The organism is Streptomyces sp. NBC_00178 (assembly GCF_036206005.1).
GTDB lineage: Bacteria > Actinomycetota > Actinomycetes > Streptomycetales > Streptomycetaceae > Streptomyces.
The window spans coordinates 6,395,816-6,412,738 of the sequence record NZ_CP108143.1 but is presented as its reverse complement, the minus strand read 5'-3'; the positions used below and the strand labels follow the sequence as shown (position 1 = coordinate 6,412,738).

Annotated in this window: 15 protein-coding genes; all 15 read right to left on the bottom strand. The window is 71.0% G+C overall.

Annotation, left to right across the window (positions count from 1 at the left end; all coding sequences use genetic code 11):
* Nucleotides 1-4 precede the first annotated feature (4 nt).
* The 15 genes from ispG to OHT61_RS27950 all read right to left on the bottom strand — a co-directional run bounded on the left by ispG (nt 5) and on the right by OHT61_RS27950 (nt 16,842).
* Nucleotides 5-1,174 carry a flavodoxin-dependent (E)-4-hydroxy-3-methylbut-2-enyl-diphosphate synthase gene (ispG, locus tag OHT61_RS28020; RefSeq protein ID WP_329042036.1) on the bottom strand — a complete coding sequence of 390 codons (1,170 nt, stop codon included), beginning with the start codon at nt 1,172-1,174 and terminating at the stop codon, nt 5-7.
* A gap of 4 nt (nt 1,175-1,178) precedes the next feature.
* Nucleotides 1,179-2,198, bottom strand: a complete 1,020-nt coding sequence (gene hpnH / locus OHT61_RS28015; RefSeq protein WP_329042035.1) for an adenosyl-hopene transferase HpnH — start codon at nt 2,196-2,198, stop codon at nt 1,179-1,181.
* 6 nt (nt 2,199-2,204) lie between these two features.
* Entirely contained in the window at nt 2,205-2,861 is a 657-nt protein-coding gene (locus OHT61_RS28010) for a phosphorylase family protein (protein ID WP_329042034.1), read from the bottom strand.
* Nucleotides 2,862-2,865: 4 nt separating this feature from the next.
* Nucleotides 2,866-4,878: a squalene--hopene cyclase gene (gene shc, locus OHT61_RS28005; RefSeq protein ID WP_329042032.1), complete on the bottom strand. Its 2,013-nt coding sequence runs from the start codon at nt 4,876-4,878 to the stop codon at nt 2,866-2,868.
* 104 nt (nt 4,879-4,982) lie between these two features.
* Nucleotides 4,983-6,086 carry a polyprenyl synthetase family protein gene (locus OHT61_RS28000; protein ID WP_329042030.1) on the bottom strand — a complete coding sequence of 368 codons (1,104 nt, stop codon included), beginning with the start codon at nt 6,084-6,086 and terminating at the stop codon, nt 4,983-4,985.
* Nucleotides 6,083-7,471, bottom strand: coding sequence for a hydroxysqualene dehydroxylase HpnE (gene hpnE, locus OHT61_RS27995; RefSeq protein ID WP_329042028.1), 1,389 nt, complete (start codon nt 7,469-7,471; stop codon nt 6,083-6,085). Before hpnE ends, OHT61_RS28000 begins: the two co-directional genes overlap by 4 nt.
* 94 nt (nt 7,472-7,565) lie before the next feature.
* A complete protein-coding gene (hpnD, locus tag OHT61_RS27990) occupies nt 7,566-8,507 on the bottom strand; it encodes a presqualene diphosphate synthase HpnD (RefSeq protein ID WP_329042027.1) in 942 nt (313 codons plus the stop codon).
* 8 nt (nt 8,508-8,515) lie between these two features.
* Nucleotides 8,516-9,436: a squalene synthase HpnC gene (hpnC, locus tag OHT61_RS27985; RefSeq protein WP_329042026.1), complete on the bottom strand. Its 921-nt coding sequence runs from the start codon at nt 9,434-9,436 to the stop codon at nt 8,516-8,518.
* A gap of 420 nt (nt 9,437-9,856) precedes the next feature.
* Complete coding sequence (locus OHT61_RS27980) at nt 9,857-10,642, bottom strand: ABC transporter ATP-binding protein (protein ID WP_329042025.1); 786 nt, start codon at nt 10,640-10,642, stop codon at nt 9,857-9,859.
* On the bottom strand, nt 10,635-11,564 hold the full coding sequence (locus OHT61_RS27975; protein WP_329042024.1) for an ABC transporter permease: 930 nt from the start codon (nt 11,562-11,564) through the stop codon (nt 10,635-10,637). The genes OHT61_RS27980 and OHT61_RS27975 overlap by 8 nt, the downstream gene beginning before the upstream one ends.
* A 102-nt stretch (nt 11,565-11,666) precedes the next feature.
* A complete protein-coding gene (locus tag OHT61_RS27970; RefSeq protein WP_329042023.1) occupies nt 11,667-12,539 on the bottom strand; it encodes a glycosyltransferase family 2 protein in 873 nt (290 codons plus the stop codon).
* 8 nt (nt 12,540-12,547) lie between these two features.
* The gene (locus tag OHT61_RS27965; protein ID WP_329042022.1) at nt 12,548-13,327 is read right to left on the bottom strand and encodes a CDP-alcohol phosphatidyltransferase family protein; all 780 of its coding nucleotides are present in this window, start codon (nt 13,325-13,327) and stop codon (nt 12,548-12,550) included.
* Nucleotides 13,305-14,366 (bottom strand): iron-containing alcohol dehydrogenase family protein, encoded by a 1,062-nt coding sequence (locus OHT61_RS27960; protein WP_329042021.1) that lies wholly within the window; start codon nt 14,364-14,366, stop codon nt 13,305-13,307. Before OHT61_RS27960 ends, OHT61_RS27965 begins: the two co-directional genes overlap by 23 nt.
* Nucleotides 14,354-15,091, bottom strand: coding sequence for a phosphocholine cytidylyltransferase family protein (locus OHT61_RS27955; RefSeq protein WP_329042020.1), 738 nt, complete (start codon nt 15,089-15,091; stop codon nt 14,354-14,356). Before OHT61_RS27955 ends, OHT61_RS27960 begins: the two co-directional genes overlap by 13 nt.
* The gene (locus tag OHT61_RS27950) at nt 15,088-16,842 is read right to left on the bottom strand and encodes a DUF5941 domain-containing protein (RefSeq protein ID WP_329042019.1); all 1,755 of its coding nucleotides are present in this window, start codon (nt 16,840-16,842) and stop codon (nt 15,088-15,090) included. Before OHT61_RS27950 ends, OHT61_RS27955 begins: the two co-directional genes overlap by 4 nt.
* Between the last annotated feature and the right edge of the window lie 81 nt (nt 16,843-16,923).

Here is a 16,923-nt window from a genome sequence, read left to right as displayed (position 1 = left end):
CCTGTTATCGGCTCACGGTCACGGCGGGGACCCCGCTGGGGGTTCCCGCCTCCTCCATACCCTCCGCGATCTTCATGGCCTCCTCGATCAGGGTCTCCACGATCTTCGACTCCGGGACGGTCTTGATGACCTCGCCCTTCACGAAGATCTGACCCTTGCCGTTCCCGGACGCCACACCCAGATCGGCCTCACGCGCCTCACCCGGACCGTTCACCACACAGCCCATCACCGCGACCCGCAACGGGACCTCCATACCCTCAAGGCCCGCACTCACCTGGTCCGCCAGCTTGTAGACGTCCACCTGCGCCCGCCCGCACGACGGGCAGGACACGATCTCCAGGCGCCGCTGCTTCAGGTTCAGCGCCTCCAGGATCTGCAGACCGACCTTGACCTCCTCCGCCGGAGGAGCCGACAACGAGACGCGAATCGTGTCCCCGATCCCCTCGGAGAGCAGCGCACCGAACGCCACCGCCGACTTGATCGTCCCCTGGAACGCGGGACCCGCCTCGGTCACGCCCAGGTGGAGGGGATAGTCCGACTGCGCGGCCAGCTGACGGTAGGCGTTCACCATCACGACCGGGTCGTTGTGCTTCACCGAGATCTTGATGTCCCGGAACCCGTGCTCCTCGAACAGCGACGCCTCCCAGAGGGCCGACTCCACCAGAGCCTCCGGCGTCGCCTTCCCGTACTTCTTCAGGAGTCGCGCGTCCAGCGAGCCGGCGTTCACACCGATCCGGATCGGGGTGCCCGCATCGCCCGCGGCCTTCGCGATCTCCTTCACCTTGTCGTCGAACTGCTTGATGTTCCCCGGATTCACCCGCACCGCCGCACACCCCGCGTCGATCGCCGCGAACACGTACTTCGGCTGGAAATGAATGTCCGCGATCACCGGGATCTGCGACTTCCTCGCGATCGTCGCCAACGCGTCCGCGTCATCCTGCGTCGGACACGCCACCCGCACGATCTGACACCCCGAAGCCGTCAGCTCCGCGATCTGCTGCAACGTCGCACCGATGTCCGACGTCCGCGTCGTCGTCATCGACTGCACCGACACAGGTGCGTCCCCACCGACCGCCACCGACCCGACCTGGATGCGCCGCGAGGGGCGGCGCACCGCGAGCGGCCGGGCCGGCAGTCCGGGGAGGCCCAGGGCGACCGGTTCTCCAGTGGTCATGACGTCACCGGCTCCCGCCGATGGTCTCGCGCGCCGCTCGCAGGGATTCCTTCAGCGATCCCATGGTGGCGAGCACCGCGGTGGGCTCGTAGCCGCAGTGCGCCATGCAGTTGGCGCAGCGCGGGTCCTTGCCGCGGCCGTACTTCTCCCAGTCGGTCTCCTCGATGAGCTCGCGGTAGGTGGGCACGTACCCGTCGCTCATCAGGTAGCAGGGCCGCTGCCAGCCGAAGAGGGAGTAGTTGGGGATCGCCCAGGCCGTGCAGTCGAAGTCGGCCTTGCCCTCCAGGAAGTCCAGGAAGAGCGGGGAGTGGTTGAGCCTCCAGCGACGGCGGTTGCCGCCCGCGAAGGTCTTCTTGAAGAGCTCCCGGGTCTGCTCGACGCCCAGGAAGTGCTCCTGGTCGGGGGCCTTCTCGTAGGCGTAGGCGGGCGAGATCATCATCTCGTCCACCTTGAGGTCGTCATTGAGGAAGTTCAGCACCTCGATGATGGTCTGCGGGGTGTCCGTGTTGAAGAAGGTGGAGTTGGTCGTCACCCGGAAGCCGCGCCGCTTGGCCTCCTTCATCGCCTCCACCGCCTCGTCGAAGACGCCTTCCTTGGCGACGGACTCGTCGTGCCGCTCACGCAGCCCGTCGATGTGCACGGCGAAGGCGAAGTAGGGCGACGGGGTGAACTTCTCGAGCTTCTTGCGCATCAGCATGGCGTTGGTGCAGAGGAAGACGTACTTCTTCTTCGCCACCAGCTGACGCACGATCTCGTCGATCTGCGGGTGCATCAGGGGCTCGCCCCCGGCGATGGACACCATGGGAGCACCTGATTCGAGCACGGCACCCACAGCCTGCGCGACGGGCATGCGCTGCTTGAGCACGCCGGCCGGGTGCTGGATCTTGCCACAGCCCTCGCATGCCAGATTGCAGGCGAACAAGGGCTCCAGCTCGACGATCAGCGGGAACTTCTCCCGCTTGCGGAGTTTCTGCTCGAAAAGATACGTCGCAACCTTGATGGACTGACGGAGCGGCATGGCCATCTGGGCTCACCTCCTGGGGAGCAACAAAGATCGGTGCCATTCATGGAAAGCCGGAAGCACAGCACGAAGAACGCGGAATGCCGATATTCCACCGCGGACCGTGCCGATACGGACGAGCTCATGCTCTGGAGCGTCCACGACCACCCGTACGGCCGCAACAGGACGGGGGCCGGTGCGCAGGGCGGTGCGGAGTGTGGCCGCGGACTCCATGTCGACGGCGATGGCACCGGTGGCCAGCAGACCGGCCCGCTCGGGGCCCCTGACGACGTGCGCGGAGCCGGCCAGCGGGCCGGTGTGGACGGCCCGGCCCGGCACCGCCCTGGTCAGCGCGTCGACGAGCACGCCGGTGCCCGCGCAGGCCGTCGTGCCCGAGGCGTCGCGGGTCTCCTCCGCCACGACCAGGTCGCCGGGGTGCATGCCGGGTGCGAGACCGGCGCAGAAACCGGAGGCGATGACCGCCGTGCCCCCGGCCCCGTGGCGCCCGAGGGCGGCCCGGACGGCGTTCTCCGCCGCCCGGGGGCCCATCCCCGTGCTGATGACGCTCACCGGGCCCGGCGCGTCGCCCCGCCTGCCGGTGCGCAGGGCGAGGCGCTCGATGCCGAGCGCGCAGGCGATCAGCAGCGGTGTGGCCGGGCCGGGGGGCGGATCCTCCGCGCCCTGCACCGGGTCAGGCTCCTTCACCGGTGCCGGCACCGATGCCGGAGGCGGTGGCGAAGGGATCGCCGTACACGTACCGGCCCAGGGCGGTGAGGGGGAACACCTGACGGTAGAGGTGGTAGTTGATGGAGAAGTCCCAGGGGAATCCGGTGCCGGTGAAGTGCGGCTCGTCCCAGGATCCGTCGGCCTGCTGGGTCTCGGCCAGCCAGGCGACGCCGCGTTCCACGGAGCGGGTCTCGCGCTCCCCGGCGGCCAGGAGCGCGAGGAGCGCCCAGGCGGTCTGGGAGGCGGTCGAGGCGCCGTGGCCGATCCACTTCTCCTCGCGGTAGGACCGCAGGTCCTCGCCCCAGCCGCCGTCGTCGTTCTGGACCGACTTCACCCACTCGACAGCCCGTCGCACCGAGGGGTGCGCGGCCGGCACCCCTGCCGCGACGAGGGCGGGTACCACCGAGCCCGTTCCGTAGATGTAGTTGACGCCCCAGCGGCCGAACCAGGCGCCGTTGCGCTCCTGTTCGGCGATCAGCCAGTCGACGCCCCGGCGGGCACGGGGGTCGCCGGCGCGGCCTTCGACGGCGAGCATCTCCACCACGTGACCGGTCACGTCGGCGGAGGGCGGGTCGATGACCTCACCGAAGTCGCAGAACGGCAGCCGGTTCGGGAAGGGGCTGGTGTTGTCGGCGTCGAAGGCGCCCCAGGCGCCGTTGCGGGACTGCATGCCGAGGGTCCAGTCGACCCCGCGTTCGATGGCCGCCTCGACCCTGGCGGGGTCGGGGTGACGGACGCGCCGCAGCGCGAGGACGACTTCGGCGGTGTCGTCGATGTCCGGGTAGCTGTCGTTGTGGAACTCGAACGCCCAGCCACCGGGGGCGAGTTGCGGCCTGCGCACCGACCAGTCGCCCGGCCGGTCGATCTCCTCGCCGAGCATCCAGTCGGCTGCCCGCACGAGCGCGGGGTGATCGGGGCTGACGCCGGCGTCCGCGAGCGCGATGGTCGCGAGACAGGTGTCCCAGACCGGCGACTGGCATGCCTCGACCATGCGGGCGCCGTCCTCGCGCCACACGGTGAACCGGTCCAGGGAGGCGAGGCCGGCCCGCATGACGGGGTGGTCGAGGTCGTAGCCCAGCAGGTGCAGGGCGATGACGGAGTAGACCGCCGGGGGCTGGATTCCGCCCCAGCAGCCGTCGTTCTCCTGGCGCTCGATGATCCATCGCGCCGCCGTGTTCATGGCGATGCGTCTCAGCCGGCGCGGCGCGACCTTGTGGTACAGGTGCAGGGCCTTGTCGAGTCTCTGGAAGATCCCGTCCCAACTGACCACCGGAGCTGCGGGTTTGGGCGGGCGCGGGCATGCCGGATCGGTGTGCAGCTCGTCCAGCGCGAAGGGCGCGGGCCGCACCGGCCGCTTCGCGGACACGATGGTGAGCGGCACGATGGTCTGCCGCGCCCAGCACCCGAAGTCGTAGATGTTGAGCGGAACCCACTTCGGGAAGAACATGAGCTCGGGCGGGAGTTCCGGCAGGTCGTCCCACTTCCACCAGCCGAAGAGGGCGAGCCAGATCCGGGTGAAGACCCGGGACTCCGCGATGCCGCCCTGCTCCCTGACCCAGCCCGCGGCACGCTTCATGTGCGGGTCGTCGGGCAGGTCTCCGGCCAGCCGGAGGGCGACGTACGCCTCGATGGTGGCGGAGAGGTCGGGCGGTCCCTCGTAGAAGGTGTTCCAGGTGCCGTCGCCGAGCTGCTCGCCCCGGATGAAGCGGGCGGCCGCACGGAGGGTGTCCGGGTCCTGGATCCCGAGGAACTGACGCAGCAGCAGGTCCTCCGCGTCCATGGTGACGTTGGTGGCGAGGTCCCCCTTCCACCAGCCCTGCTCGTCCTGCCGGCCGAGGAGGTGCTCCACAGAGCGCTCCGCGGCCTGCCGCGCGACGTCCAGGATGTCGTCCGCGGCGATGGTCGGTTCGGTCGGATCGCCGTCCGGAACTGCGCGGAGGTGCGCGGCCCCGGTGCTTCCGTCGGTCGTCGCTGTCATGGCTTCCCCTTCGTGCAGTTGGTCCTCTGCTGTGCTGGGGTCTCCGTCGGCGGACGCCCGTATCGGGCGCCCGCCGGCGACTGCGAGTCATATCTGGATGGTGATCATCTCTTTCGTACGACAACGAAGTCGGCGAGCGCGGTGAGCTGTGCCCGCACCCGTTCCGGCATGTCGACACCGTGCAGCGCCTCGATGGCCACGGCGTGCTGGCGGCGCGCTTCCTCGGCGGTCCACTCGCGGCCGCCCGCCTCCTCGATGAGCGCCGCGCGCGCGGCGAACTCCTCTTCGGAGAAGCTGTCGAAATCGGTGCTCTTGGCGTCCGCGGCGAGGAGTTCGCCCAGCCGCTCGGACGCCGGCCCGCCCGCGGCCAGCGCGGCCACGACGGGCAGGGACTTCTTGCGCTGGCGCAGGTCGCTCCACGTCTGCTTGCCCGTGGACTCCGGGTCGCCCCAGATCCCGAGCAGGTCGTCGACCGCCTGGAAGGCGAGGCCGAGGTGGTAGCCGTACGCCTCCAGGGTGTCGGCGGTGCGGTCGTCGGCGCCGCCGAGCACGGCGCCGATCGAGACGGCGCAGGCGAGCAGGGCACCCGTCTTGTTGCCCTCCATCTCCAGGCACTCCTCGACGGTGACCCGCTCGCGGTGCTCGTAGGAGATGTCCTGGGCCTGACCGTCGATCAGCTTGCGGCTGGCGGTGGTCAGCCTGCGGGTGGCGCGGCCGGCCTCCACGGTGCCGAGCTCCAGCAGGACCTCGTTGGCCAGCGCGAAGAGTGCGTCGCCGACGAGGATCGCCTGGGCGGGGCCGTGCACCTTCCACACGGTGTCGCGGTGGCGGCGCTGCTCGTCACCGTCCATCAGGTCGTCGTGCAGCAGCGAGAAGTTGTGCACGAGTTCGACGGCCACGGCGCCGGGGATGCCGGCTTCCGCCGGGGCGCCCGCGGCCTCCGCGGACAGCAGTGCCAGCGCGGGGCGCACGGCCTTGCCGCCGTCACCGTCGGCGGGCCGGCCCTGGGCGTCGATCCAGCCGAAGTGGTAGGCCGCGACGGTGTCCATGGGCGGCGCCAGCCGGTCCACGGCAGCTCGCAGCACCGGCGCTGACAGGGCCCTTCCGCGCTCCAGAAGCGCGGTGACGTCCGTGGTGTCCGCCACGGTGTCGAAAGCCGGATTCGCCGGGGTCACAGACTCTCCTCTTGTTCCGGTGGTACTGCTCATGCCGCCTCCTGCAGCGGATGTTCGTGGGGCCGGCCGAGGGCCTGGAGCGCGGCGTCCGCGGCGCTGAAACCGCTGCGGACGGCGCCCTCCATCGTCGCGGGCCAGCCGGTCGCGGTCCATGCTCCCGCCAACTGCAGACCAGCGACACGGGTTTTCGTGCCGGGCCGCAGACGGCCCACCCCGGGAGCGGGCGCGAAGGTCGCCGTGCGCTCCCTGGTGACGAAGAAGTCGCGGATGCCCGCCCCGCGCGCGGCCGGCAGGAGCCGCTCCAGTTCGGGTACGTAGCGCCTGCGCAGCTCGGCGACGGGCAGGTCGATCTCGCCCCCCGCGGCGGACTGGGACACCGCGATGTACTGGCCCGCGCCCTGGAGGCCGGAGGACTCGGTGCGGTCGAACACCCACTGCACGGGTGAGCCGAGTGCGGCGAAGAAAGGTCTCCGCAGCACCTTGCGGTCGTAGACGACGTGCACGTTGAGGATCGGCGCGTCCTCGAGGTCGAGCAGCCTGCCGGGGTCGTCCAGCGCACCGTCGGGCAGCAGCCGGTGGGTCTCGCCCTGCGGCACGGCGAGCACGACGGTGTCCGCCTCGAAGCGCTCGCCGTCCGTCGCGACGGCCCAGCGGCCGTCCTCGGTGCGGGACAGCGATCCGGCCCTGGTGCGTACGTGGATGCGCACGCCCGCGGATTCGAGTGCCTTGCGGGCGAGGGTGTCGTGGAGATCGCCGAGCGGCACGGCGGCCCAGCCGATGTCGGCGGCGCCCGGGTCGGAGAGCAGTCCGGTCTTGAAGACCATCGCGGCCAGGGCCATGGATGCCTGAGGGGCGGTGGCGTTGAGCGTGGCGACGCCGACCAGGTCCCAGAGCGCTTCGATGGCACGCGCCGACTGGCCGTGGCGGCGGAGCCAGGTGGCGAAGTCGATGCCGTCGAGCGCCGGATCGGCGGGGTCGAGCCGGCCCAGCGCGAGGGCCGCACGGGCGACGCCCGCCTTCTCCGCGACCGAGAGGTGCGGGTAGGCGGCGAGCCCGCCGGCCAGGTGCAGCGGCACGGGCAGCCCGGTGCGGCGCAGCCGTCCGAGCCGCGGCCCGGCGGTCCGGCCGACGTCGAGCACGGGGACGTCGAGGCGGTCCTGGAGCGGGGCGAGGTGGGATCCCTCGATGCGGTCCAGGAACCAGCGGTAGGCGGTGCAGCAGCGGAGGTAGACGTGCTGGCCGTTGTCGACGGAGAGGTCGCCGCGCCGGAAGGAGAAGGCGAGACCGCCGAGCCGGGGGCGGCCTTCGAGCAGGGTCACGTCCACGCCGGCGTCGGCGAGACGCAGCGCGGCGGTGACCCCCGCGAGGCCTCCGCCGACGACGACCGCGCGGGAGGCGCGTGCGCTCCGGTCGTTCATGGCTGCCCCCTTCGGCGTGTCGTCGCAGTCAGGGACGCGCCGGAACCCTGCGGGGTTGCGTGCGCGGCGCAGGCATATGGGGCGGGACGTGCCATCAGGCGCGCCCCCTGGTCGTACGGCGCGAGATGTAACGCGCGTCGAGGCCCGACAGGCCGCGCACGGCGACGTAGGCCTTCTCGTGGCCGGGGAGCGAGACCCTGCCGCGCAGGACGGCCTCCGGGTCGCGTTCGATCCGGTCGAGGAGGCGGCGGTAGATGCCGGCCATCGCCGCCACGCAGGCGCCGCTGCGCCGGTCGAGCATCGGCAGCAGCCGGTAGCCCTCGGCGAAGAGCGCCCGGGCGCGCCGGACCTCGAAGTGGACCAGTCCGGCGAAGTCGGATCCGGGGGGCGGGGTGGCCCGCTGGAATCCGGCGGAGCAGCCGAACTTCGCCAGGTCGTCGGCGGGCAGGTACGTGCGCCCGTTCCCCGCGTCCTCGCGCACGTCGCGCAGGATGTTGGTGAGCTGGAGCGCGAGGCCGAGGGTGTCGGCGTACTCGGCCGCACGCTCGGCGCCCGGTGCGCCCTCCTCGGTACCGAACACGCCGAGGCTGAGGCGGCCGATGGCGCCCGCGACACACCGGCAGTACGTCTTCAGGTCGTCCCAGGTCTCGTAGGTCGCGCCGCGCACGTCCATCAGCACGCCGTCGATGAGCTCGTCGAGGCCGTCGAGCGGCAGCGGGAAGCGCCGCGCGGCGTCGGCGAGCGCGACCGCGACGGGGTCGGTGTCGTCCTCCTCGACCGCCTTGTCGCGGATCCGGTCGAGCAGTTCCCGGGTGCCTTCCAGCCGGACGCGCTTGGTCTCCGGATCCAGCTCGCCGTCGCCGATGTCGTCGACCCGACGGGAGAAGGCGTACAGCGCCGACATGGCCTGCCGCTTCTCGTACGGCAGGAGTCTGATGCCGTACGCGAAGTTACGGGCCTGCTGTCCGGTGACGGCCTCGCAGTAGCTGTATGCGGCCTGTACCGGCGCCGACATGTACGTCGTCTGTCCCTCCATGGTCCGGCTCACCCCTCTCTGTGCGCTCTTCGCAGGACGGCTCCCACCTCGCGCAGCAACCTCGGCGCGGTGGGCTTGGGTGGTCCGGGCAGTACGTCGAAACCGGCGGCCGAGACGGCGCCGAGCGCGGCGCGTCCCCCGCCGACGAATCCGGCGAGCAGCAGCCGGAGCCTGCCGTGGACACTGCCCACGAGGGGGATGCCCTCCTCCAGCAGGTGACCGGCGCGCTCCGCCTCGAAGGCGACGAGGGAGCGCACCGCCGCACCCGCGGAGGGGGCGGCGAGTTCGGACTCACCGACGTGGAAGCGGGCCATGTCCTCGGCGGGCAGGTAGATGCGGTCGCGGCCGAGGTCCTCGGCGACGTCCTGGAGGTGCTCGGCGATCTGCAGTGCGGTGCAGACGGCGTCGGAGCGGCGGATGCGTTCGGGGCTCGCGGTGCCGGTGATCTGCAGGACGAGCCGCCCGACCGGGTTCGCGGAGAGCTCGCAGTAGGCGAGCAGTTCGCCGTACGTCCCGTAGCGGCGGACCTTCTGGTCCTGCCGGTTGGCTTCGACGAGGCCGAGGAAGGGTTCGGGGGTGAGCGCGCAGCGCCGCACCGTGGGGCGCAGGGCGCGCATCAGGGGGTGGCGGGGGCCGTCGCCGACGCTCGCGAAGACGCGGTTCAGGTCGGCTTCGAGCGCGTCCAGCATCGCCGGCCGGTCCGCCTGCTGCCCGGACTGCAGGCCGAGCAGGCGCGCGTCGGCTCCGCCGGGCGGCAGGTCGCCGTCCCCGATGTCGTCGACGAGGCGGGCGAATCCGTACACGGCCATGAGGTCGTCCCGCCAGGCGCGGGGCAGGAAGAAGGGGGCCACGGGGAAGTTCTCGTCCGCGGCCTTGGCGAGCGTTCCGGTCGTGGCGGCGTCGGCGCGCGCCTCCTGGGTACCGGTCACTGCGTACCACCCGACGCGGGGACGGCGAAACCCCGTCGGAGCTGGAGATTTTCCATCGTTGCCGTCATATCTCCCGTTCTACACTGCTGACCCAAAACATCCCTTTTCGGACACGCCGTTAGTCCTCCCGAGTGCGACATGCGCGCTACGGGTGATGTGCCGGGGGGCGTATCGCCCCACATTGCCGCGAATCAGCACCGGTACAGCTTACGTTGTACAGCTCACAGGGACGCGCCGGGGTGCAGCGCGCCCTGGTACAACACCCCGTCCGCCGCCAACGTTCCCCTGACGCGCGGTGATTGACGTCATCCGCCGGGAGGAGTTCGCCCCCGGGTCCGTCCCGCATCCGCACACGTCCGCGGGCGGACAGCGCGTGGCCCCCGCCGGAGCGTTCCGGCGGGGGCCACGCGGACGCGACGACTACTTGCCGGTCTCCCGCTCGTAGGCCTTGAGGACCTCTTCGGTCGCGCCGTCCATCAGCAGCTCGCCCTTCTCCAGCCACAGCACACGGTCACAGGTGTCCCGGATGGTCCCGTTGTTGTGACTGACCAGGAAGACGGTGCCCGCCTCCTTGCGCAGCTCGCGGATCCGCTCCTCGGAGCGCACCCGGAACTTGCGGTCACCGGTGGCCAGCGCCTCGTCGATCATGAGGACGTCGTGGTTCTTGGCCGCCGCGATCGAGAAGCGCAGCCGCGCCGCCATGCCGGAGGAGTACGTCCTCATCGGCAGCGTGATGAAGTCGCCCTTCTCGTTGATCCCGGAGAAGTCCACGATGTCCTGGTACCGGCTGCGGATCTCCTCCCGGCTCATGCCCATCGCGAGACCGCCGAGGACGACGTTGCGCTCACCGGTGAGGTCGCTCATCAGCGCCGCGTTGACACCGAGCAGCGACGGCTGGCCGTCCGTGTAGACCTTGCCGTGCTCGGTCGGGAGCAGGCCGGCGATGGCGCGCAGCAGCGTGGACTTGCCCGAGCCGTTGGTGCCGATGAGCCCGATGGCCTGGCCGCGGTAGGCGGTGAAGGACACCCCGCGCACCGCGTGGACCTTGCGCACACCGCGCGGCTCCCCCTTGCCGCGGCGCATCATGCGGCTCAGCGCGGCGGTGGCGCTGCCCTTCCCTCCGCTCGCGCCGTTGACCCGGTAGACGATGTGCACGTCGTCCGCGATCACGGTCGGGATGTGCCCCTGGGGCGATTCCTCAGCCACGGCCGTACCGCTCCTCTGCCTTCCAGAAGTACACGAAGCCCGCGACGCCCACCAGCACCGCCCAGGCGAGACCGACTATCCAGATGTGCTGCGGAAGGTTGTCCGCGCCGTATCCGTCGATCATCGCGAAGCGGACCAGGTCCATGTAGATGGCCGCCGGGTTGTACTGGAGCACGTTCGCGATCCACTGCGGCTTGTCCGCGAGCAGCACCGGGATCGAGAACATGACGCCCGAGGCGTACATCCAGGTGCGCATGACGAACGGCATCAGCTGGGCGAGGTCGGGGGTCTTGCTGCCCAGCCTGGCCATGATCATCGCCAGGCCGGTGTTGAACAGGAACTGCAGGGCCAGTGCGGGGACGACCAGCAGCCAGGAGAGGCTGGGATAGCTGCCGAACGCCACGGCCACGGAGACCAGCACGATCATCGAGTACAGCAGCTGCTGCAGCTGCTGCAGCGAGAACGAGACGGGCAGCGAGGCCCGGGGGAAGTGCAGCGCCCGGACGAGACCGATGTTGCCCGCGATCGAGCGCACCCCCGCCATCACCGAACTCTGGGTGAAGGTGAAGACGAAGACACCCGTCACCAGGAACGGGATGAACACCTCCTGCGGCATCCCCCTCGACGTTCCGAGGATGAGCCCGAAGATCAGGAAGTAGACCAGCGCGTTCAGCAGCGGCGTGGCCACCTGCCACAGCTGGCCGAGCTTCGCCTGGCTGTACTGCGCCGTCAGCTTGGCTCGCGAGAAGGCCAGGATGAAATGCCGGCGGCCCCAGAGCTGCCGTACGTACGCGAACAGCCCGGGGCGGGCGCCGCTCACCGTCAGGCCGTACTTCTCGGCCAACTGGGACGGACTGAGTCCCGCGTCGGCGGACGGTGGGGTGCTCAGTGCGATCCCTCCGTCATGGGTCGTGTCACTCACAGTTAAGAACTCTCGTCTTCACAATGCGCAGCCAGGCGCGGCCGAGGCGGACAGGGTCCCCGTACGAATGAATACGGCTCATGTTCTCAGAGGAAGAGCCTCTCAGATCACCGGTGGGCGGCCCAGTCTCGTCAGCCGCCACACCGTACGCCACTTCATGGGCCGGCGGGGTCCGCAGGGCGTCGTCCACCCTTCCCGGAAACCACCGAACCATGCACGCAGAGCGGGCAGTGAGGGCTTGCGCACAAGGGTGAGCAGCAGCCAGACCCCGGTGTAGACGGGGACGAGCGGCGCGGGCAGGTTGCGGCGGGCCAGCCACACCCGGTTGCGGGCCACCATGCGGTGGTAGACCGCGTGCCGCGACGGCGCCGTGGTGGGGTGGTTCAGGACCATGTCCGCGCGGTACTCGATCATCCAGCCCGCGTCCAGGGCACGCCAGGCGAGGTCGGTCTCCTCGTGGGCGTAGAAGAACTCGCCGGGCAGCGGGCCCGCCTCCGCGATCACCTGGCTGCGCACGGCGTTCGCGCCTCCCAGGAAGGTCGTGACCCGGGACGAGCGCATGGGGTCCGACGCCCGCAGCCTCGGCACGTGCCGACGCTGGGTGACGCCGGTGTCCGGGTCCGCGATGCGGAAGGTGACCACGCCGAGCTTCGGGTCCGCCTCGAACGCCTGCCGGCAGAGCTCGGCGGTGTCCGTGTTCGGCAGCAGGCCGTCGTCGTCGAGGAAGAGCAGCGCGTCGACGTCGGCCCCGGACGGCCCGAAGGCCTCGATGCCGACGTTGCGGCCGCCGGGGATGCCCAGGTTCTCGGGCAGTTCGACGGTGCGCACGCCCGCGGGCACGTCGGGGACGGGGGCGCCGTTCCCGACGACGACCACCTCGATCCGGTCACCGTCCTGCTTGGCGACCGAATCGAGGAGGGCACGCAGTTCCTCGGGGCGGTTGCCCATGGTGATGATCACCGCGCCGAGTTTCATGGGAGAGCTCACTTCAGCCTGCTGGACGCCAGGATGGACACCAGGTGCAGGACGGTCTGGAGCAGGGCGATGCCCGCCAGGACGGCGACCGCGAGACGGCTGAAGAAGAAGTCGTCCCTGACGGTGTCGAGGACGGCCGCGACCAGGATGACGAACGACGCCTCGATGCCGAGGATCAGCCGGTGGAACTTGAGCGCGCCGGCGGCCCGGCGGGCGAACGCCATGCCGGAGGAGCGGGGCTCGGACGCCGCCTCCTTGACGGGCGGGAGCCCGCCCTGGTGGCGGGCGACACCGACGAGGTCGGTCTCGGCCTTGATCAGGATCGCGCCGAGCGCGGCGAGGGTGCCCAGGAAGGCCCACAGCCAGTCGACGCGCCCCGGACCCCACAGGTCGGCGGCACGCAGACCGAAGCCGACCAGCACCGCGGCGTCGCACAGGTACGCGGCCACCCGGTCCAGGTAGACACCGCCCAGCGAGTACTGCTTCTTCCAGCGGGCCACCTCGCCGTCGACGCAGTCGAACAGCAGGTAGAGCTGGACCGCGACCACGCCGAGCAGTGCCCCGGGGATGCCGGGGAGCAGCAGGGCGGGCGCCGCGAGCACGCCGGCGACGGTCATCACGTAGGTCAGCTGGTTCGGTGTGATCCTGGTGACCACCAGCCGCCGGGTGATGCGCAGCGAGACCTCGCGCATGTAGAGCCGACCAGCCCAGTGCTCGCCACTGCGCCGGTCCTTCACGCCCGGGGGGTGAACGACGGGGCGGAGTTCAGCTATGGATGGCTTTTGCATAGTCGGCGTACGCGTCCCTGATCTGGTCGGTGGACAGGTTGAGGTGTTCCAGGATCGTGAAGCGGCCCGGACGCGTCTGCGGCGCGTACTCGACGGCCCGCACGAACTCGTCGACGGTGAAACCGATCTCCTCGGGCAGCACGGGCAGCCCGTGGCGGCGCAGGACGGACGCCATGTGCCGCGACTCCTCGCGGGCACCGCGCAGGTGCATCGCGAAGCAGGCGCCGAGGCCGACCTGCTCGCCGTGGCTGGCGGCCCGCTTCGGGTACAGCAGGTCGAAGGCGTGGTTGATCTCGTGGCAGCCGCCCGACGCGGGCCGGGAGTCGCCGGCGACCGACATCGAGATGCCGGTCAGGACGAGGCCCTCCGCGAGCACCTTGAGGAAGGCGTCGTCGCCGACCCCGCCGGGGTGGCGGAGCACGGCCTCGCCGGCCTGCCGGGCCATGGCCGCGGCGAGACCGTCGATCTCCTCGCCCTGCACCTCGTGGGCGAGCTCCCAGTCGGCGACGCAGGAGATGTTGGAGACCGCGTCGCCGATGCCGGAGCGCACGAAGCGTTCGGGCGCCTCGCGGATCACGTCGAGGTCGATGACGACGGCGATCGGCGTCGGGACGCCGTAGGAGCCCCGTCCGTTGTCGTTGTCCAGGGTGGCCACCGGGGAGCAGAGGCCGTCGTGGGAGAGGTTCGTCGCGACCGCGACCATGGGCATGCCCACGCGCGCCGCGGCGTACTTCGCCACGTCGATGATCTTTCCGCCGCCGAGGCCCACCAGCGCGTCGTAACGGTTGCCCTTGATGCCGTCGGCGAGCCGCACGGCGGAGTCGATGGTGCCGTCGGTGACGGGGTACCAGTCGGCGCCGGGCAGCACCGGGGCGAGCCTCTCGCGCAGGGCGCGCCCTGAACCCTCGCTGATGGCGATGGCGAGCTTGCCCGACGCGGAGATCCGCTGGTCGGCGAGGAGACCGGCCAGGTCGTCCATGGCGCCGCGCCGGATGTCGACGACGACGGGGGACGGGATGAGGCGGGTCAGTACCGGCACGCGATCTCCCTGCCCCTGGCCAGGTCGTCGTGGTTGTCGATCTCCACCCACGTCACCTCGCCGATGGGGGCGACGTCGACCGTGAAGCCGCGGTTCACGAGCTCCTGGTAGCCGTCCTCGTAGTACAGGTCGGGGTCGCGCTCGAAGGTCGCCTTCAGCGCGTCGGCGAGCTCCTCGGCGGCCTCGGGCTCGATGAGCGTCACGCCGATGTACTCGCCGGTCGCGGTGGCCGGGTCCATCAGCTTGGTGATGCGGCGCACGCCCTTCTCGCCGTCGGTGATGACCTTCATCTCCTCGTCGGCGAGGTTCTTCACCGTGTCGAGCGCGAGGATGATCCTCCGGCCCTCGCCGCGGGCCTCCAGGAGGGTCTTCTCGACGGAGACGGGGTGCACGGTGTCGCCGTTGGCCAGGATGACGCCCTGCTTCAGGACCTCACGGGCGCACCACAGGGAGTAGGCGTTGTTCCACTCCTCGGCCTTGTCGTTGTCGATCAGCGTCAGCTTCACGCCGTACGTGGCCTCGAACTCGGCCTTGCGGGCGTAGACCGCCTCCTTGCGGTAGCCGACCACGATCGCGACCTCGGTCAGTCCGACCTCGGCGAAGTTGGCCAGCGTGAGGTCGAGGACCGTCTTCTCGCCGTCCACGGGCACCAGGGCCTTCGGCAGCGTGTCCGTGTACGGACGCAGACGGCGTCCGGCGCCGGCAGCCAGTACGAGGCCGATCATGCGAGTTCTCCTTCGTCGTGTACGGCGGGCGCCGAGGAGGACACCCAGAAGCGGATGGACTCCACGAGCACCACCAGGGCCACGGCGGCCGCGACCGCGGTGAGCGCCGTGGTGAAACCTGAACCGCTGGTCAGTACGACGGCGAGCACGGCCACGACCAGGGTCCGGCCTTCGTGCCCGCCGATGGTGCGCACCAGCCACCGGGGCGGTGCGCCGGTGCCACCCCGGATGCGGTAGACCGTGTCGTAGTGATGGTAGGCGACCGCCGAAACCAGGCCGAAGGCCGCGGGAACGGCGTGCGGCACGTCACTGCGGGCGGCCAGCACGAGAACGGTGCAGTACTCGGCGGCCCGGAAGACCGGGGGCACGAGCCAGTCGAGCGCGCCCTTGAGCGGCCGGGAGACCGCGAGGCCGGAGAGGATCGCGTAGACCACTGCGGCACCTACGGTCAGCAGTCCGCCGTAGGGGGCGAAAAGGGCTGCGGCGACCACGGCCAGGGCTCCGGCGAACGCCAGCAGCGGGGCGGTGAAGCCGCCGCCCGGGCGGCGGAGCACGGCGGCGACGCCCTGCGCGAGCGGCCCCGAGTCGGCCAGGTCGGCCAGCGCCCCGGCCGCGCGGTCGGTGCGCTGCGCCTTGCGGGTCAGCGAACGCAGGAGCCGGCCCGCCGTGGTGTAGCAGGCGGCCAGCGCACAGCCGATCAGCAGGGCGTAGAACACGATGCGAGGCGTGGTCACGGCGGTCAGCACGGCGATCATGGCCCATCGTTCGCCGATGGGCAGCACTATCATCCGGCGCAGCCAGACCGTCCAGCCGACGCTGTCCAGCTTGTCGGAGAGCGCGGCGGTCGGGCTGGTGTTGGACACGGCGTCGTGGTTGGCCTCGTTGAACGAGAAGTCGACGACGTGGCGGCACGCCTGGAGCACCATCGCGCCGAGCGCCAGCACCCACACGTCGTCGCCGCCGCGGGCGGCCCCCAGGGCGAGGCCCGCGTAGTAGGCGTACTCCTTGGCCCGGTCGAAGGTCGCGTCGAGCCACGCCCCCATCGTCGAGTACTGCAGGGAGTACCGGGCGAGCTGCCCGTCCGTGCAGTCCAGGACGAAGGAGAGGAGCAGGAGCACCCCGGCCGCGACGTAACCGCCCCGGGTTCCGGTCGCCGCGCTGCCGGCCGCGATGAGCGCGGTGATGAGCGAAGCGGTGGTGACCTGGTTCGGGGTGAGGCCCCGGCGGGCGCACCAGCGGGCGATGTAGCGCGAGTAGGGGCTGATGAAGTAGGTGGTGAAGAAGCCGTCGTGGGCCTTCACCGCGCTGCGCAGCCGTACCGCCTCGTCGTCGACCGCGTCCACCGCGGCCCGCGCGGCGCCGCGGTCCTCGGGGCCGGTGGGCACCGCGGCGGTGAGCGAGCCCAGTTCGGGGCGCTTCACCTCGGTGCCCTCGGCGGCCAGCTCGGCGGCCAGGCGGCCGGGGACCGTGGGGTCCTCGGCGGGGGTCGCGGCACCGTCGGGCAGGGCGGGGCTGCCCACTCCGACGGGCGTCACGGTCCGGTGCAGGGCCCGCAGTGCCGCGGCGCGTGCCTCGGGCCGTGCGGTGAGTGCTCCGGGGATCGCGGCGACGGGGAACCGGGGGTCGGTGAGTCCGAGCCTGAGGGCGTGGACGTGGCCGACGAAGCGCGGGTCCACGAGCGCGACGCGTCTGTTGGCGGGGACTGCGGCGAGCAGCTCGGCGGCCTCGGAGGCGTCGGCGGCGGCAGTCACCTCGAAGCCGAGTGACCTCAGATCGTCCTCGAGCGACGACCCGGGTACCGGCGCACCGGTGAGGATGGCGGTCGACAGACG